The 15,755-nt window shown below is 41.7% G+C and carries 11 protein-coding genes and 2 pseudogenes; 8 read left to right on the top strand and 5 right to left on the bottom strand.

The features are described 5' to 3' along the window. Window positions 1–16: 16 nt before the first annotated feature. On the bottom strand, window positions 17–1,447 hold the full coding sequence (gene gndA, locus CDG76_RS30465) for an NADP-dependent phosphogluconate dehydrogenase (RefSeq protein WP_094352581.1): 1,431 nt from the start codon (window positions 1,445–1,447) through the stop codon (window positions 17–19). Window positions 1,448–1,663: 216 nt separating this feature from the next. Here gndA and CDG76_RS30460 point away from each other — a divergent pair, with 216 nt between their 5' ends. Further along, the gene (locus CDG76_RS30460) at window positions 1,664–2,401 is read left to right on the top strand and encodes a Ycf66 family protein (protein WP_094352580.1); all 738 of its coding nucleotides are present in this window, start codon (window positions 1,664–1,666) and stop codon (window positions 2,399–2,401) included. A gap of 53 nt (window positions 2,402–2,454) precedes the next feature. Here the strand turns inward: CDG76_RS30460 and CDG76_RS38745 are convergent. The 3 genes and pseudogenes from CDG76_RS38745 to CDG76_RS30450 form a co-directional block, all read right to left on the bottom strand. Then, window positions 2,455–2,559: pseudogene (locus tag CDG76_RS38745) on the bottom strand (retroviral-like aspartic protease); the annotation flags it as partial. Between the two features lie 307 nt (window positions 2,560–2,866). After that, entirely contained in the window at window positions 2,867–3,892 is a 1,026-nt protein-coding gene (locus tag CDG76_RS30455; RefSeq protein ID WP_094352579.1) for a GGDEF domain-containing protein, read from the bottom strand. A gap of 955 nt (window positions 3,893–4,847) precedes the next feature. After that, a complete protein-coding gene (locus CDG76_RS30450; RefSeq protein WP_069067838.1) occupies window positions 4,848–5,048 on the bottom strand; it encodes a heavy-metal-associated domain-containing protein in 201 nt (66 codons plus the stop codon). 244 nt (window positions 5,049–5,292) lie between these two features. Between CDG76_RS30450 and alaS the strand changes: the two genes are divergently transcribed. The 7 genes from alaS (at window position 5,293) to CDG76_RS30415 (ending at window position 14,004) form a co-directional block, all read left to right on the top strand. Next, window positions 5,293–7,935: an alanine--tRNA ligase gene (alaS, locus tag CDG76_RS30445; RefSeq protein ID WP_094352578.1), complete on the top strand. Its 2,643-nt coding sequence runs from the start codon at window positions 5,293–5,295 to the stop codon at window positions 7,933–7,935. 567 nt (window positions 7,936–8,502) lie between these two features. Next, complete coding sequence (gene trpB / locus CDG76_RS30440) at window positions 8,503–9,738, top strand: tryptophan synthase subunit beta (protein ID WP_094352577.1); 1,236 nt, start codon at window positions 8,503–8,505, stop codon at window positions 9,736–9,738. Between the two features lie 31 nt (window positions 9,739–9,769). Further along, on the top strand, window positions 9,770–10,927 hold the full coding sequence (locus CDG76_RS30435; RefSeq protein ID WP_094352576.1) for a class I SAM-dependent methyltransferase: 1,158 nt from the start codon (window positions 9,770–9,772) through the stop codon (window positions 10,925–10,927). 134 nt (window positions 10,928–11,061) lie between these two features. Continuing rightward, window positions 11,062–11,349 (top strand): hypothetical protein, encoded by a 288-nt coding sequence (locus tag CDG76_RS30430; protein WP_094352575.1) that lies wholly within the window; start codon window positions 11,062–11,064, stop codon window positions 11,347–11,349. A gap of 427 nt (window positions 11,350–11,776) precedes the next feature. Continuing rightward, entirely contained in the window at window positions 11,777–12,304 is a 528-nt protein-coding gene (locus tag CDG76_RS30425; RefSeq protein WP_094352574.1) for a CAP domain-containing protein, read from the top strand. Window positions 12,305–12,736: 432 nt separating this feature from the next. Next, window positions 12,737–13,285 carry a CAP domain-containing protein gene (locus CDG76_RS30420; RefSeq protein ID WP_094352573.1) on the top strand — a complete coding sequence of 183 codons (549 nt, stop codon included), beginning with the start codon at window positions 12,737–12,739 and terminating at the stop codon, window positions 13,283–13,285. Window positions 13,286–13,374: 89 nt separating this feature from the next. Continuing rightward, a complete protein-coding gene (locus CDG76_RS30415) occupies window positions 13,375–14,004 on the top strand; it encodes a ribonuclease D (protein WP_094352572.1) in 630 nt (209 codons plus the stop codon). Window positions 14,005–14,520: 516 nt separating this feature from the next. Here CDG76_RS30415 and CDG76_RS30410 read toward each other — a convergent pair. Beyond that, window positions 14,521–14,967, bottom strand: a pseudogene (locus CDG76_RS30410) (rhodanese-like domain-containing protein); the annotation flags it as partial. Window positions 14,968–15,755: the final 788 nt, after the last annotated feature.

Genomic DNA, 15,755 nt, shown 5'->3' with positions numbered 1-15,755 from the left:
TTAGAGGTACAAAAGCTTACTTCCCAGCTTCAGCAATAGGTACCCATTCAGTGTGGAAACTTCCAGGCTTATCAAGACGCAGGTAGGTATGTGCGCCGAAGTAGTCGCGTTGTGCTTGAGTCAGATTTTGAGGCAAGCGATCGCGGCGATAGCTGTCAAAATAATCCAAGGATGCGCTAAATGCGGGTACTGGAATTCCAACTGTTGCAGCTGTCGCAATCACTTCCCGCCAAGCAGTCTGTCTGTCAAGAATTGTCTGCTTAAATTCGGGAGCTAACAGCAGGTTAGGCAAAGCTGGATTTTCGCTAAAAGCCTTCTTAATCTTATTCAAAAAGCGAGCGCGAATAATACAACCACCTTTCCAAATCCGCGCCATTTCGCCCAGATCCAAATTCCAGTTATATGTTTTTGAAGCTGTGGATAGCAACGCCATCCCTTGAGCATAAGAACAGATTTTTGAGCAATAGAGAGCATCGCGTACTTTATTGATAAAGTCCTTGGTTTGCCCATCATACTTGCCACTAGGGCCTGTAAGGACTTTAGATGCTGCAACCCGCTCCTCTTTAATAGAAGAGATAATCCGGGCATTAACTGCTGCTGTAATTGTGGGAATAGCAACTCCCAATTCCAACGCAGTTTGTACAGTCCAGCGTCCAGTTCCCTTTTGACCGGCTGCGTCAACAATCAAATCCACCAGGGGTTTATTTGTTTCTGGGTCAATATATGGGAAGATATTCTTCGTAATCTCAATCAAAAATGAATCGAGTTCATCGGTGGTGTTCCATTCAGCAAACACGTCATGTAGCTGACTGGGGTTTAATCCAGCGACATTTTTCAGCAAGTCGTAGGCTTCAGCAATTAGCTGCATATCGCCGTACTCAATACCGTTGTGTACCATTTTGACATAGTGGCCAGAACCACCAGGGCCAATGTAGGTTACACAAGGGCCATCATCGACTTGGGCAGCAATTTTGTTGAAAATTGGTGATAGAAACTCGTAAGAGCTTGTTGTACCTCCAGGCATCAGAGATGGGCCATTTAGCGCTCCTTCTTCACCGCCACTGACACCCATACCAAGATACCGAAGCCCTGCGGGTTCTAATTCCTGAGTGCGTCGTTCTGTATCTTCAAACCAAGAGTTGCCACCGTCGATAATGATATCGCCTTCGTCTAACAAGGGTTTGAGTTGAGCAATCACCGCATCCACTGGCTTACCAGCTTGCACCATTACTAGAATTTTGCGGGGACGTTCCAATAAGGCAACGAATTCTTCTAGAGTAAAGGCGGCTTTGACGTTCCTTCCTGTAGCACGCTGCGCCATAAACGCATCCGTTTTTTCGCGGGAGCGGTTGTAAACTGCAATTGGGAAGCCATTGCGCTCCACGTTGAGAGCGATGTTCTCACCCATAACGGCTAATCCAATCACACCAAAGCTTTGTAGTGTCATAAAAAATTTCTGGCTAACTCTTGCAGATCCTTTTACTTTAAGGGTAGTCCGATATTTTCCCTTCTCTCCTAAAGAAGACCTTAAGACTTGATATAAATGACAAAAATCCACAAGTAACAGGGATAATTGATTTTAAATTGTATCTAAATCAACAATTGACTAGCAAAATTTGCAAAATTGAAATAATCAAAGGACGCAGTAAGGAGTAACCAAATAATGCTGGCATTTGTCCTAGCTTTGGTAGTGGGTCTTGGTAGTTTAGCCATTTACATAGCAGCTTTCTTTTTCCCAGAAATCCACCGCAAGAATGACTTTATCTGGAGTGGCGTAGGATTGTTCTACGCTTTAGTTTTATGGGTGTTTGCACCACGCATTACTGGGGGTTTGTTGCTCGGTCATGTGGCTAGTGTTGCTCTTTTAGTCTGGTTTGGCTGGCAAACTCTATCATTGCGTCGGCAATTGACTCCACAGGCACAACAAACCCAAGTACCCAGTGCTGAGACGGTAAAAACTGGCATTCAAGAACAGGTGAATAAGTTATCCCTTCAGGAACGGCTGGGCCAGTTGCAAAAAGGTCTTGGTAGCACTTTCGGTGGCGCGAAAGACAAGGTGCGGCAGACTGTGAGCAAAAAGACACCCACAACCCCCAAACCTGAAGATATTATCTCTGTAATATCAGAGAAACCTGCTGTTGAGATTATTGACAAAACTATTGTCATACCAGAACCACCAGCAGAGGAGACAGTTACTACCGACACCGAAGCAAAAACTGAGATTGTACCAGAAGCGATTCCCCCACATCCCCCATCTCCTGAGTTGGTGGAAGCAGCGCAACCAGATTTTGAAATTGAGGAGAAGCAACCGATTCCCGTAGAAGAAATTGCGCCGGATGCGGTACTCGCTCCCCCAGCGGAAACGCCACCTGAGCAAATACCACCTAATCAAGGTAGCTAAATTCTGTGAAACCCACCATTAACCTAATATAATGTTGGGTTTCACTATTTCCATCAGGCTATTTTAGGGCTAATTTCAAACGCTAATTCAGAACGATAGAAGCACACATCAAACGCTAAAAAGAAATTCATGTGTCCTAAAATCAATGGGGCGTTTCTATCTCTAGACCTGCGTATGTAACTTGAACAGTTGTCATAATATCTAAAATCCTGGAAAGACTGTGCTTTAGGGGAAAGGCTGGAAGTATAGCTAAATCAACGGATTGCAGCAATCCATTACCCTAATTTTCAGTATTCCCAAACCTATGAACTGTCTAACTAATTATCAATATATTTATGTAGGATACAATGTATGAATAAAGACTTTAATTCAGGCGATCGCACTTTTGAAAGTAAGATTAGTATCCAAATAAATTGTTAATCTGAGCCGTTCATGATTCAATGTCTGATTAAACTCTCCTCACTTTTACGAAGAAACAGCTTTCAAATGTGAGCCATGATGAGATAGGTAGTTCGAGTTAATCACCCGATTACGCCCAGAAGTTTTAGCCTGTAACAGACATTGATCGGCACGATATAGCAGACTCTCTCCTTTCTCATCATCCTCAGCTTGTAGAGAAGCTGTACCCAAACTAATGGTGATATTAATTGTCAGTTTATTGTTGAGTGCAAATGGTTCGTCGCTGACTACGCGATTGAGACGACGGGCTACTAATAGTGCTTCCTCATCGGTAGTGTTAGCTAGAAGAATTACAAATTCTTCGCCACCATAGCGGAATGCTGTATCTTGACAACGTAGATTATGACGCAAACGTTGACATAATATTTGCAAGATGCGATCGCCTACTAAATGCCCGTGAGTATCGTTAACTTTCTTAAAATGATCTACATCCAGAATAATCAAACTCAGGGAAGTTTTTTGGGCCCTGGCTCTTTGAATTTGTCTGGGCAAGTCCCATTCTAAAGCACGACGATTATTTAATTCTGTCAACGAATCTGCTAAGGCGATCGCAGATAACATATCATTTGCGCGAATCAAATCTCGGTATTTTTGTGCTTTCCGCAAGCCAACTGTCAATTGAGCAAGTATTAGTCCATGATTGGCAATCAACTCTGCCAAGCTATAATCTGTTTTTCCTTCAATAAGATGCCAAATATATGCATCGGCTCCTTGCTTTAATGCCGCAGCACTCATCTCTAATTCTCTATGCCAACCTTTATTTTTATCAGTTAGCTGTTGGGAACGATCCTCAAACAGAATACAGTATATCCACGATAGTTTTGTCTGGTCTTTCAACCAAGCGCACAGTTCCATGCTGCCATCCAGGCTAGCTTGCACAAGTATTATATCGGGGGCTGTTGTTTGAATCTGCGATACTGCCTGATTCAGATTGTCTATAATTTCTACACTAAAAGCAGTCGCATAACGGATCTGATCTGGAAGTGTGGCGATAAAGTTATTTTTTCCAAAGACCAGAATAGAAATATTCATTGCTTTATTTTTTATCCTATTTAAATTTTAAAGAATTAGATTGAGTAACTTAATGCTTTTGCCTAATACTAAATATGATGTTCTAGGCTAAGTTAATTTTTTGATATATATTTTTCAAAACACCAAACTTTCACTATTTTTCTAAGGTTAATCTCCTTTTACGGCTTTAAATTTACTACTACATTTTCTGAAATATCTGCTTCTGACAACTAATGTCTTCTTTACACTTTGTTTTTAAAACAGTAAAAATACTGAATATTATATAGATGTATAAAAATGATTACTGTAGTTTCTTAAGTGCTATTTTTCTGATGAAATTACCCAAATAAATAGTTCGTAATAACCGTCGGATTAGGCAGTTAAATTTCTTTTCAAGTAGAAAAATAAAGAAAATATAAAGTTTTTTCATCAAATTACAAAAGCTCAAATTGCATGGTTGAATTAAAAATATTATTTCCGATAGAACACCTCAGCCTTTTTATTTGGAAATCAGGTTTTGATCGAGTATCAAGGTAGGAGTGAAATTTCAAAAAATAATGCAAATCAAATAGACAGCAAAACTCCTTTCAACTATGGTTAGTAGCTTTTTTTCACCAATATTGCCTACATTTATAGAGCAAAGTTATAGGGTGAAAGATTCATAATTTAAGTGAGTTATGAATCTTTGTTTAACAACGTTTTGGCAGGGGAAATAAAAGGTTTCTGCCTACGCTTTATAACTGTTTGTTTGTTTATTTATTTAGTTAATTCATTCATATATTTTTTGTTTGCTGCAACATCATAAATCCAGAAAAAAAAGCTAAATAAAAAACTTTATGTTAAATATCTGCCCCTAATGTGGGGATGTGGGGAAATTAGTTACATTCCGCGCGTAGAAGGGCAGAAAAAATAAAAAATTTTGTTAGTGTCGCCTGAGATATTAAAATCTAAACTTCTGTGACAAGTTAGAACTGATTCAGTAACCTTCAACAGTGTAACCAGCAGCAACAATCACCTGTTTGATTGACTCCTCTGAAGCTGCGGATTCCACTATGACAGTTTTAGCGTTAACATCAATATCCACTTTGGCATCAGGTTCCATAACGTGGATAGACTCAGTAATTGTATCTGCACATCCCTCACAAGCAATATTTGATACCTTCAGTTTTAGTGCCATTTGTTACCTCCGAATGGAAAAATTAAATTATTTCTTAAGGATTAATCTTAACCATTAAAACCCAATTATGCATCCCACTAGAGCTAGATAACGGTATAAAAGCGTCCTAATCTCTGCATTTTGCTTACCGACTGGCACAATTCGCTGGCAGTAATATGAAACAAAATGCAAGAATATATAAAGCTATTGATGAAAATACACTTACCCAGTGCCGCTGCGCCCAAGCCTAAAGTTAAAAACACCTATGTCTTCAAATCCCCACTACCTAAGCGGTAACGAAATTCGCAACATATTTCTCGACTTCTTTGCCCAACGGGAACACCAAATTCTTCCAAGTGCCTCCCTCGTGCCAGAAGACCCAACCGTGCTGCTGACGATCGCGGGGATGCTACCATTTAAGCCAATATTCTTAGGGCAGCGCACGCCAGAATTTAAGCGGGCTACGACTTCGCAAAAGTGTATCCGCACCAACGACATCGAAAATGTCGGACGCACCAAACGGCATCACACGTTTTTTGAGATGCTGGGTAATTTCAGCTTTGGTGATTATTTTAAAGAACAAGCGATCGCTTGGGGTTGGGAAATCTCTACACAAGTCTTTGGCTTTTCCCCCCAAAATCTCGTCGTCAGCGTTTTTGAAGATGATGATGAAGCTTTTGCAATTTGGCGCGATCAAATCGGTGTGCCGGTAGCAAGAATTAAACGCTTGGGTGAAGATGATAACTTTTGGGTATCTGGCCCGACTGGCCCTTGTGGCCCTTGTTCCGAAATTTATTACGACTTCCACCCAGAACGCGGTGATGAAAATATAGATTTAGAAGACGATTCCCGGTTCATTGAGTTTTACAACCTCGTCTTCATGCAATATAACCGGGATGCTTCCGGGAATTTAACGCCACTGCAAAACAAGAACATCGACACCGGCATGGGTTTGGATAGAATGGCGCAAATTCTCCAAAAAGTACCCAATAACTACGAAACTGACCTGATTTTTCCAATTATCCAAACAGCAGGGCAAATTGCTGGTGTTGATTACCACAGCAGTGATGAAAAAACTAAAACTTCCTTAAAAGTCATTGGCGATCATATTCGGGCTGTTATCCACATGATTGCTGATGAAATTCGCGCTTCCAATGTGGGACGGGGTTATGTGCTGCGGCGGTTAATTCGGCGGGTGGTGCGTCATGGGCGGTTAATTGGGATTTCTGGCGAATTTACTACCCAAGTTGCTGAAACTGCGATCGCTCTTTCGGAATCAGCTTACCCTAATGTGCGCCAACGAGAAGCAGCAATTAAAGCTGAGTTGCAACGTGAAGAATCGAATTTCCTCAGAACTCTGGATAGAGGCGAAAAACTTCTAGAAGAAATCATCCAAGAGGTGAAACAGCGAGGGGAAACTCAAATTAGCGGTGAAAGTGCATTTACTCTTTACGATACATACGGATTTCCCCTCGAACTGACTCAAGAAGTTGCCGAGGAAAATAATCTAACAGTCGATGACGCGGGATTTGATGCCGAAATGCAAAAGCAGGTGGAACGTGCCAAAGCAGCACATGAAACCATCGATTTAACTGTACAAGGTTCCCTCGACAAACTAGCAGAACACATCCAAGTCACCGAATTTATCGGCTATACCCAACCTGCTGCAACTGCGAAAGTCGAAGCGATATTAGTAGAAGGTGTTTGCCAAGAGGAAGCAGAAGCGGGGACACAGGTGCAAATTGTCCTTGACAAAACGCCATTTTATGCTGAATCTGGGGGACAAATCGGCGATCGCGGTTATATCTCTGGTGATGGTATTGTTGTTCGGGTAGAAGACGTTAAAAAAGAATCTGATTTCTTTGTTCACTTCGGACGCATCGAACGCGGTACACTGCGCGTAGGCGATAATGTTACAGCCCAAATTGATCCGGCTTGTCGCCGTCGCGCCCAAGCTAACCATACCGCAACGCACCTATTGCAAGCGGCATTGAAGAAAATTGTTGATGAGGGCATATCTCAAGCTGGTTCTCTGGTTTCCTTTGATAGGTTGCGCTTCGACTTCAACTGTCCCCGCGCGTTGACAGCAGAGGAAGTCCAACAAGTTGAAGAACAGGTAAACAGTTGGATTGCTGAAGCCCATGCAGCAAAGGTGGAAGTATTACCTTTAGCAGAGGCGAAAGCTAGGGGTGCTGTTGCCATGTTCGGGGAAAAATACGGCGAGGAAGTGCGCGTGATTGACTTCCCCAGCGTATCAATGGAACTATGCGGTGGAACTCACGTAAGTAACACTGCTGAAATTGGCGTGTTCAAGATTATCTCGGAAGCTGGCGTAGCTTCTGGAGTGCGGCGGATTGAAGCCGTTTCGGGGCCAGCAATCCTAGATTATCTGAATCTGCGGGATAAAGTAGTTAAAGATTTGAGCGATCGCTTTAAAGTTAAACCCGAAGAATTACCAGACAGAATTACAAGTCTGCAAAGCGAACTGAGAAATAGCCAGAAGGAATTAGAAACCTTAAAGGTACAGTTAGCGATCGCTAAATCTGACAGCTTGCTACAAACAGCAGAAAGCGTAGGCGACCATAAAATTATTGTCGCCCAATTAGAAGATGTCGATCCAGAATCATTAAAAACCGCAGCCGAACGCTTATTGCAAAAAATCGGTAACGGTGCAGTGGTACTGGGTTCTGTTCCTGAAGAAGGAAAAGTGAGTATAGTTGCAGCTTTTAGTTCAGAAGTGAACAAAAAAGGTTTGCAAGCTGGTAAATTTGTAGGTGCGATCGCTAAAATCTGCGGCGGCGGTGGCGGTGGAAGACCGAACTTAGCCCAAGCCGGCGGACGCGATGCAAGTAAATTACCAGATGCGTTGGCACAAGCAGAAAGTGAATTAAAGTCTGCTTTGGGTTAATTTCTTCCTGACTTCTCGCGTCATCTGGAAAAGAAGAGGGCGAAACCTAATCCCATTCCCGACGCGGGAAGAAAACTACAGCGTACTCAATACGGTTCGGTTAAGGCAAGAGACGCGATGAATCGCCGTCAAGACAAAACGACTGATTATTGTAGAGACGGCGATTTATCGCGTCTTTGTGATGATTTATCGCATCTTTGCGATCTAGAATTTTCATCAAAAAACCTTAACCGAACCGTATTGCATTGTTTCTACTGACAATGCCATTACACCTCTTGCATAAATAAAAAATAAAGAACCCCACCCCGCATTTGAGTAAAGCAAACGCTCCCCTCCCCGCAAGCGTGGAGGGGCTGGGGGTGGGGTGTTAGGGACTTTTGCACGAAGTCTATCATTTCCGCTGACAATGCCATTACTCTCATTCTCATCTTCTGCACGAGAATAACAAAAGCCTCACCAAGCTAAGTTTTTAGGACTATTATTCTCCCATTCCCAATTCCCCATTCCCCAGATATGCTTCAGACTTTTCTATAATAATTAAGTCATTCCCGTCATCAAAAACAGCCTGTGACTACCACTCCCCTATCTCCAAATTCAACTGCTCAGGTTCCAGATACGCTAGGTCGCTTCGGACGCTTTGGCGGTAAGTATGTACCTGAAACGCTCATGCCTGCCTTGGCTGAATTAGAAACAGCTTATCAGCAATACCGCAATGACCCTGGTTTTCAAGCAGAATTACAGCAGTTGTTACGAGACTATGTAGGACGTGCGACACCATTGTATCTTGCTGAACGCCTGACTGCTCATTATGCCCGACCCGATCGCACCGGGCCACAAATTTACTTGAAACGTGAAGATTTAAATCACACTGGCGCTCACAAAATCAATAATGCCCTTGGTCAGGTATTGTTGGCGAAACGCATGGGTAAGCAGCGGATTATTGCTGAAACGGGTGCCGGACAACATGGAGTTGCTACAGCCACAGTGTGCGCTCGTTTTGGGCTGGAATGCATAATTTACATGGGTGTTCAGGACATGGAACGCCAAGCTTTGAACGTTTTTAGAATGCGGCTGATGGGGGCAGAAGTGCGTCCAGTGGAGGCGGGAACCGGAACTTTGAAGGATGCTACATCTGAAGCCATCCGCGATTGGGTGACAAATGTGGAAACAACTCACTACATCCTGGGTTCGGTAGCAGGGCCTCATCCTTACCCGATGATGGTACGTGATTTCCATGCAGTAATCGGCGAAGAAACCCGCGCCCAAGCAATGGAAAAGTGGGGTGGATTACCTGATATTCTCTTGGCTTGTGTCGGCGGTGGTTCCAATGCGATGGGACTATTCTATGAGTTTATGAATGAATCTTCTATACGCTTCATTGGAATTGAGGCAGCTGGGGAAGGTGTCAATACCGAAAAACACGCAGCTACCTTGACAAAAGGGCGAATTGGTGTATTGCACGGAGCTATGAGCTACCTACTGCAAGATGAAGATGGGCAAATCATTGAGGCACACTCAATTAGTGCGGGGTTAGATTATCCCGGTGTGGGGCCAGAACATAGCTATTTAAAAGATACTGGTCGCGCTGAATACTATAGTGTGACGGATGCAGAGGCTTTGGCGGCATTTCAGCAATTATCGAAATTGGAAGGGATTATCCCGGCATTGGAAACAGCCCATGCGATCGCTTATCTCGAAACCCTCTGTCCCCAGCTAACCGGCAGTCCTCGGATTGTAATTAACTGCTCTGGACGTGGTGACAAAGATGTACAAACGGTAGTCAAGTTATTGTATCCAGGGTAAATCTACATAAAATATTTGGGAAAAAACAATAATGAATCGACAATTTCAACACCCAATGTTACCGCAACCCACTCACGACGAGTTGGCACGCCAAAACTTTGTGCAAAGTCTGAAAATGCACGTTTTCAGGAATATCATTCCTGGTAATAAAGAAATTTATGAAAAACTAGCCAAGCCAAAGTTTGAACAAGAACATCAGCGTCCTCCCCAGAATCGTTACGAAATTCGGGAAGTAATGCAGCACGAACCCTATTATCGCTGGACTACTGCCCTGAAGCGCATCAATCAGGAAATGTTATGGGATGCTGTCAATGCCAACGTTGACAGACAACTGCCAGAGTTGATAGAGCGTGCCAAAGATAAGGGTGGTGAACTGGGTACTTTAACCCTCGATCCAAATTTTCAAATACCTACTTATCAAAAGGCTGTAGACATTCACTGTATGCCAGGAGGATATCACAGTGAATTCACTGCTGATGATGTTGCAGCCGGTGCAACCTACGATCGTGGCGCTTACGTTTATGGACTCGGTTGGTTGGGGCCGCTCAATGATGATATGGGGCTATCTATAGTCCAAAACTACCTTTTAGCAGAGTTTCCCAACTTTCAACCGAGAAAAATCCTCGATATGGGATGTTCTATTGGCAATAGCACATTACCCTATGTAGATGGTTTCCCAGATGCGGAAGTCCATGCTATAGATATAGGCGCATCTATACTGCGTTATGCTCATGCAAGAGCCGAAGCCTTAGGAAAACGGGTACACTTCTCTCAGCAAAATGCTGAACATACTAACTTCCCCGATGAATCATTTGACTTAGTGGTTTCTCACATTTTGCTGCATGAAATCCCCCCGTCATCTGTGCGTAAAGTTATGCAAGAGTCTTATCGTCTACTGGCTCCTGGTGGCATGATGATTCATCTAGAAGCACCCCTGTATCATCACATGGATCTTTATACACAGTTTATGTCTGATGGGGAAACCGTTAACAACAACGAACCTTTCTGGAGTGCTGTACGCGATTTAGATTTGATGCCGCTAGTTACTGAGGCTGGTTTTTCAGCAGATAAGACATTCGAGAAATTTGTCCCGAATGGGGCATGGAAAGCAAAAGAAACTAATGGTATATTTCCAAATCGTAACTCAGCCACCCAAGGCACTTGGTTTGTGGTTGTTGCAACTAAGTAAGCAGAGAAAGTTTCGTAATTCGTAATGGGCTATGGCCTGCTACGCTAACGTAATTCGTAATTGAGAAAGTCAGATTTTATCTGGCTTTCCTCGTTTTGTATGTCTAGTCTTATTTTTGGAGAATTGGTATTAGGATGACAAAAATAGCCAAGGGTAAACGACCTGTTTACTTAGAAAATCCGCAAACTGATAAATTGTTAGCGATCGTCATGGCTTTGACTGGTGAGGTATCCGTGCTGCATGAGCGGCTAGACACCATTGAACGGTTGCTAGAGGTGAAAGGTATTTTATCGGCTAGTGAGATTGAAGCTTACGAGCCGGATGTAAAAGTAACCAAGGAACGGGAACAGTGGCGTACAGAATATATTGCACGGGTGTTGCGCGTGGTACAGGAAGAGTTAGAAACCCTCAAACAAAGCTAGTTTAAATTACGTAGAAATTTTGCTGAATCAATCCAGCCATTTTTATCCGACATTCCGTATCTTGAACTGTCACAATCGGTTTTTACTGTTTTTTTGACATAAAAAAGCTATTTAAAATACTTAAGTACAGTAAAATAGCTGAATTAATGAAGATAATTAAGCATAATCTGAAACTCATAAATTACAAAAAATCTAGTAATTACACTATGTGGTAGTCTAAATGCAGAATCGGAGATAAGAAGAATCATACTAATGGTAGAAGACAACTATTGGTTAAATAGTAACATTTTTGCGTTAAATCGTGAATTTAAACGTCTACTAGTAGTTTTTGAGCAAAAAAGCCTACAAATAGAGCTATTTAGACCTATAAGCAATTTGTCACATTGATATTAGTTGGTTACATTGTCTAAAAGTTTACTACCAACAAATGATCAAGCAAATAGTTTACAACGTTATTTTAGGCACTCTTGCTCTCAGTAGTGCAGCGATCGCTACTTCTGTAACAAATCCAGCTTGTACGTCAGCACCTTCAAATGTATCGAATAACACTAATCAAGTTGCAGCAAATAGCATGGACACTGCTGCTCTAGAACAGTCGATTTTTAACCAAATCAATAACTACAGAGCTTCTCAAGGGCTACCAGCACTGACTCGTAATTCTGCCATCGATAATCAAGTTAGGCTTCACAGTAAGAACATGGCTAATGGTACTGTTCCCTTTGGACATAATGGATTTTCACAACGTCTTAATGCAACCGGTGTTTCTTACAGTTCAGGTGCTGAAAATGTCGCTTACAACCAGGGACATAGCGATCCTGCTACAGTCGCTGTGCAAGGTTGGCTCAAAAGTCCAGGGCATCTTGCCAATATTAGAGGTAATTATAATTTGACGGGGATTGGTGTCGCCAAAAACAGTCAAGGCGCAATCTACTTCACACAAATGTTCATTCGCTGATAGGTTTGACGCGATGTGCAACTTAATAGTCTGACCTCACTTCCATTCCTCTCTCCTGCAAAGAGAGAATAGGCCTTGAATTCTACCCATTCCTTATTATTAGGCAAGGAGATTAGGTTTGAGTAAAAATTGCACACAGCGTTAGATTTGGTAAAGTTTAGGTTTTTTCTCAAATTTCCCAGACTTTAACCTGTTACTAAACCTTTTGCTTGATAATTTATGAAAATCTGAAATTATTAGCAAAATTAACCGTGATTTTGATGAAGCTGACCTATTGAAGTACTGACAATTGAAAATGATTGTTTGTGTTACTTGTCAAGGATGTAGCCAAATTGCCGAAATTCATCATTACTTAATAGTATTGTGGTATATATCCTTGGAACAATAAGGTAGAGTAGAAGTCTTATATCTCTACACATTACGCAATTCTCCATGTTCCGACAAACTGCTTTTGGCATCGCTTTAAGTGCGCTTGTCCTTGCTAGTGGATTAACGACTGCTCCGATACCAAATCATACTTCTACAAATACATCCACCCGTAATAAGCTGTTGTCGCTTTTTTCTAGTCAGGTTGCAATATCGACTCCTACTTTTAAAACTACTGAGTTAGAAAAATCAGTATTTGACCAAATTAATCGATATCGGGTTTCTAAAGGGCTGCCAAAGTTGACTTTAAATACAAATTTAACTCGACAGGCCAGAATTCATAGTCAAAATATGGCTAAAGGCAAAACCCCATTTAGTCATCAGGGATTTGAAGGGCGAGTCAAAGCTATCCCGATTCGCTACAACAGTGCAGCGGAAAATGTTGCTTTTAACCGGGGATATAGCAACCCCGTAGAGGAAGCTGTTACTGGCTGGATTAAAAGTCCTGGACACTTAAAGAACCTTAAAGGAAATTACAACCTGACTGGAATTGGTGTTGCGACTAATAATCAAGGCGAAGTCTACCTGACACAAATGTTTTTTCGCACTAGGTAGATTTAATTTCTGATTTTTTTGCTCAATAATAATGTAGTGTCTGACAAGACTTTTTTCTGCTGGACACTGCTATTATTTTTGAACAATTGATGACATTACCAGATTTTCAGGTGAGCGATCGCGACCTCAGTGACGCAACCCTTAGCCAGTATTTAGAATCTACAGCGATCGCAGTTGATACAGAAACGATGGGATTGTTGCCACTGCGCGATCGCTTGTGTCTCGTCCAGCTGTGCAATCCTGAAGGGAAAGTGACTGCAATCCGCATAGCCAAAGGGCAAACTGACGCCCCCAACTTAAAAAAACTTTTGGAAGCAGTGAATGTTGTGAAAGTGTTTCACTTTGCTCGATTTGACTTGGCCACTTTGCGAGCCAATCTGGGGATTCAGGTAGGGCCGATTTTTTGTACCAAAATTGCTAGTAAATTAGCCCGTACTTACACAAATCGCCACGGACTCAAAGACGTTGTACAAGAGTTAGAACAAGTGGAACTAGATAAAAGCTCTCAAAGTTCTGATTGGGGTAACGCTGTTAGTTTATCTGAAGCTCAACTAAGTTATGCTGCCAATGATGTGCGCTACTTACTTAGTGTGCAGCAGAAGTTAATACAAATGCTCAAACGAGAAGAACGTTGGCAAATTGCTCAAGAATGTTTTGAGTTTCTACCAACAATAGTTTCCTTAGATTTGTTGCAATTCAAGGATCTATTTGAACACTAATCGAATAGAGAATGGGGAATAGTGACAAGAAATTTTTATCGCTCGTCAATCCCGACTAGTTATATGTCAAGTTGAAATTGATAGATAAGCAAGTTCGTAGTAAGGACTAAAGTCGTTATTTTCCAAGCACTAAAGTGCTTACTACAAACCCTCATTCTAAGTTACAGCAGATTTAAAATTAGTGAAGTAAGCAACGATTCGTCTCAAAGCCAGGTATGTATAAAGCCTGTTTTACTTCTGGATTCTGACCAGAGGCGGAGCGTCTCCGGCTCCGCTCCTGAATTCTGAATTCTGCTGCATTTTTGCCTAAGAGCCAACATTGGAATCATTGCTGTCTGTAGGAGTTTTAGATTCACTAGCAGCTTCCTTGAGGTTACTTGCTCCCTCTTTAATGCCTTCCTTGAGGTTACTTGCTTGCTCTTGAATGCCTTGTTTAAGGTTACTGGCTCCTTCTTGAATGCCTTCCTTAAGGTTACTTGCTCCCTGTTTAATGGATTCTGTGGCGCTAGTACCGCCCTTTTGCAGATTTTCTTGGTGGTTTTTTAGCCGATCTACAACATTGTAGTCATCTGCACCTGGGGGAGTTTTTGATTCAACAATCCCTTCTGTTGGGCCACCGATCGCTTTCCATGCGGCAAGACCACCTTTGAGTTGGGAGACATGCTCAAATCCATTAGAACGCAGTTGTTGTGCGGCTTGGGCAGTGTCTTGTTCGTTGGTACCGTAAAGGTAAATGTCACGGCTCTTATCTAAAGAAGCTACTGCACGTTCTACCAATTCATCTGCTGGCATTGGCATTGCTCCCATAATGTGACCTTCATTGTAGGTCGAGCGATCGCGCACATCCAGAATTGTGAAAGCTGGTTCACCCCATTCCAAACGACTCTTCAGGACATGAGCATCAGTTTGTGCTTCTATTGGTGGTTGTGGGGGAATGATGCCGCCTACTAAATTATTGACCATAATTTTTCCTTGCTGACGATATTAATAGTAATTTAGCCAACTGAAGATATTTAATTGATCTTTCTCTGGTATGAGTATTCTTAAACTCTCTCCTCAGATAGACTGAGTATTTTCCAGAAAATCAACCAATTAATCAATTGTAAATAATGCCATTTTATAGTACTGAGAGACAATATTTATTTAAATATAATCCAATATATTTAAATAAAATATTTTTGATATATATTTTAGTCATTTAGATATTTTAGGTTTTACGTAATTCTTCATGAATCAATAAAACATTAGTTTGAAATGAAAAACATTTAGTGATAAATATAGTAATTTATACCTTTTAAATCTCAGCGATCGCTAATAATAATCTCTCCTCAATCTCCTGCCAAACTTATAGATTTATATACAACAAATTAGAAGTTTGTGAGGTACACAAGCTAAATCTGTTACCCAAATATAAAGGGTGTTTTACTTCTGAATTCTGCTATCAGCAGTACTATTTAAACAAGCTCCCAGCAATTTATTGACATCATATTATATTGCTAGAACAATTCTTTTTGCCATTGCTTTTGTCTGTTAAAGCTGGTTTTGACGCCCTATATACCTTCTGGCGATGCTTTCAGTCCTTGGCTTGTCATAGCTCAGGTTGAAACTTGTAGTATAGTATATGCTTAAGAGGGCAGCTATATGTAAATGCACCAGGGTAGATTTTCGTAGACCTTCTTCAAGAGAACATACCTATTGGTTATAGTACAGTCGAGTAAGTAGGAGTTGAGAATCTAGATTGGCTGATAAGT

Source organism: Nostoc sp. 'Peltigera membranacea cyanobiont' 210A, from assembly GCF_002246015.1.
Classification (GTDB): Bacteria; Cyanobacteriota; Cyanobacteriia; order Cyanobacteriales; family Nostocaceae; genus Nostoc.
This window is presented reverse-complemented; position numbering and strand designations above follow the sequence as displayed.

What these genes read in the sequence shown, in the direction of transcription:
- CDG76_RS30425 (WP_094352574.1), top strand. Translation starts at nt 11,777, where the DNA reads ATGATCAAGCAAATAGTTTACAACGTTATTTTAGGCACTCTTGCTCTC.
- CDG76_RS30455 (WP_094352579.1), bottom strand. Translation starts at nt 3,892, where the DNA reads ATGAATATTTCTATTCTGGTCTTTGGAAAAAATAACTTTATCGCCACA.
- gndA (WP_094352581.1), bottom strand. Translation starts at nt 1,447, where the DNA reads ATGACACTACAAAGCTTTGGTGTGATTGGATTAGCCGTTATGGGTGAG.
- CDG76_RS30450 (WP_069067838.1), bottom strand. Translation starts at nt 5,048, where the DNA reads ATGGCACTAAAACTGAAGGTATCAAATATTGCTTGTGAGGGATGTGCA.
- CDG76_RS30430 (WP_094352575.1), top strand. Translation starts at nt 11,062, where the DNA reads ATGACAAAAATAGCCAAGGGTAAACGACCTGTTTACTTAGAAAATCCG.
- CDG76_RS30460 (WP_094352580.1), top strand. Translation starts at nt 1,664, where the DNA reads ATGCTGGCATTTGTCCTAGCTTTGGTAGTGGGTCTTGGTAGTTTAGCC.
- CDG76_RS30415 (WP_094352572.1), top strand. Translation starts at nt 13,375, where the DNA reads ATGACATTACCAGATTTTCAGGTGAGCGATCGCGACCTCAGTGACGCA.
- CDG76_RS30435 (WP_094352576.1), top strand. Translation starts at nt 9,770, where the DNA reads ATGAATCGACAATTTCAACACCCAATGTTACCGCAACCCACTCACGAC.
- CDG76_RS30420 (WP_094352573.1), top strand. Translation starts at nt 12,737, where the DNA reads ATGTTCCGACAAACTGCTTTTGGCATCGCTTTAAGTGCGCTTGTCCTT.
- alaS (WP_094352578.1), top strand. Translation starts at nt 5,293, where the DNA reads ATGTCTTCAAATCCCCACTACCTAAGCGGTAACGAAATTCGCAACATA.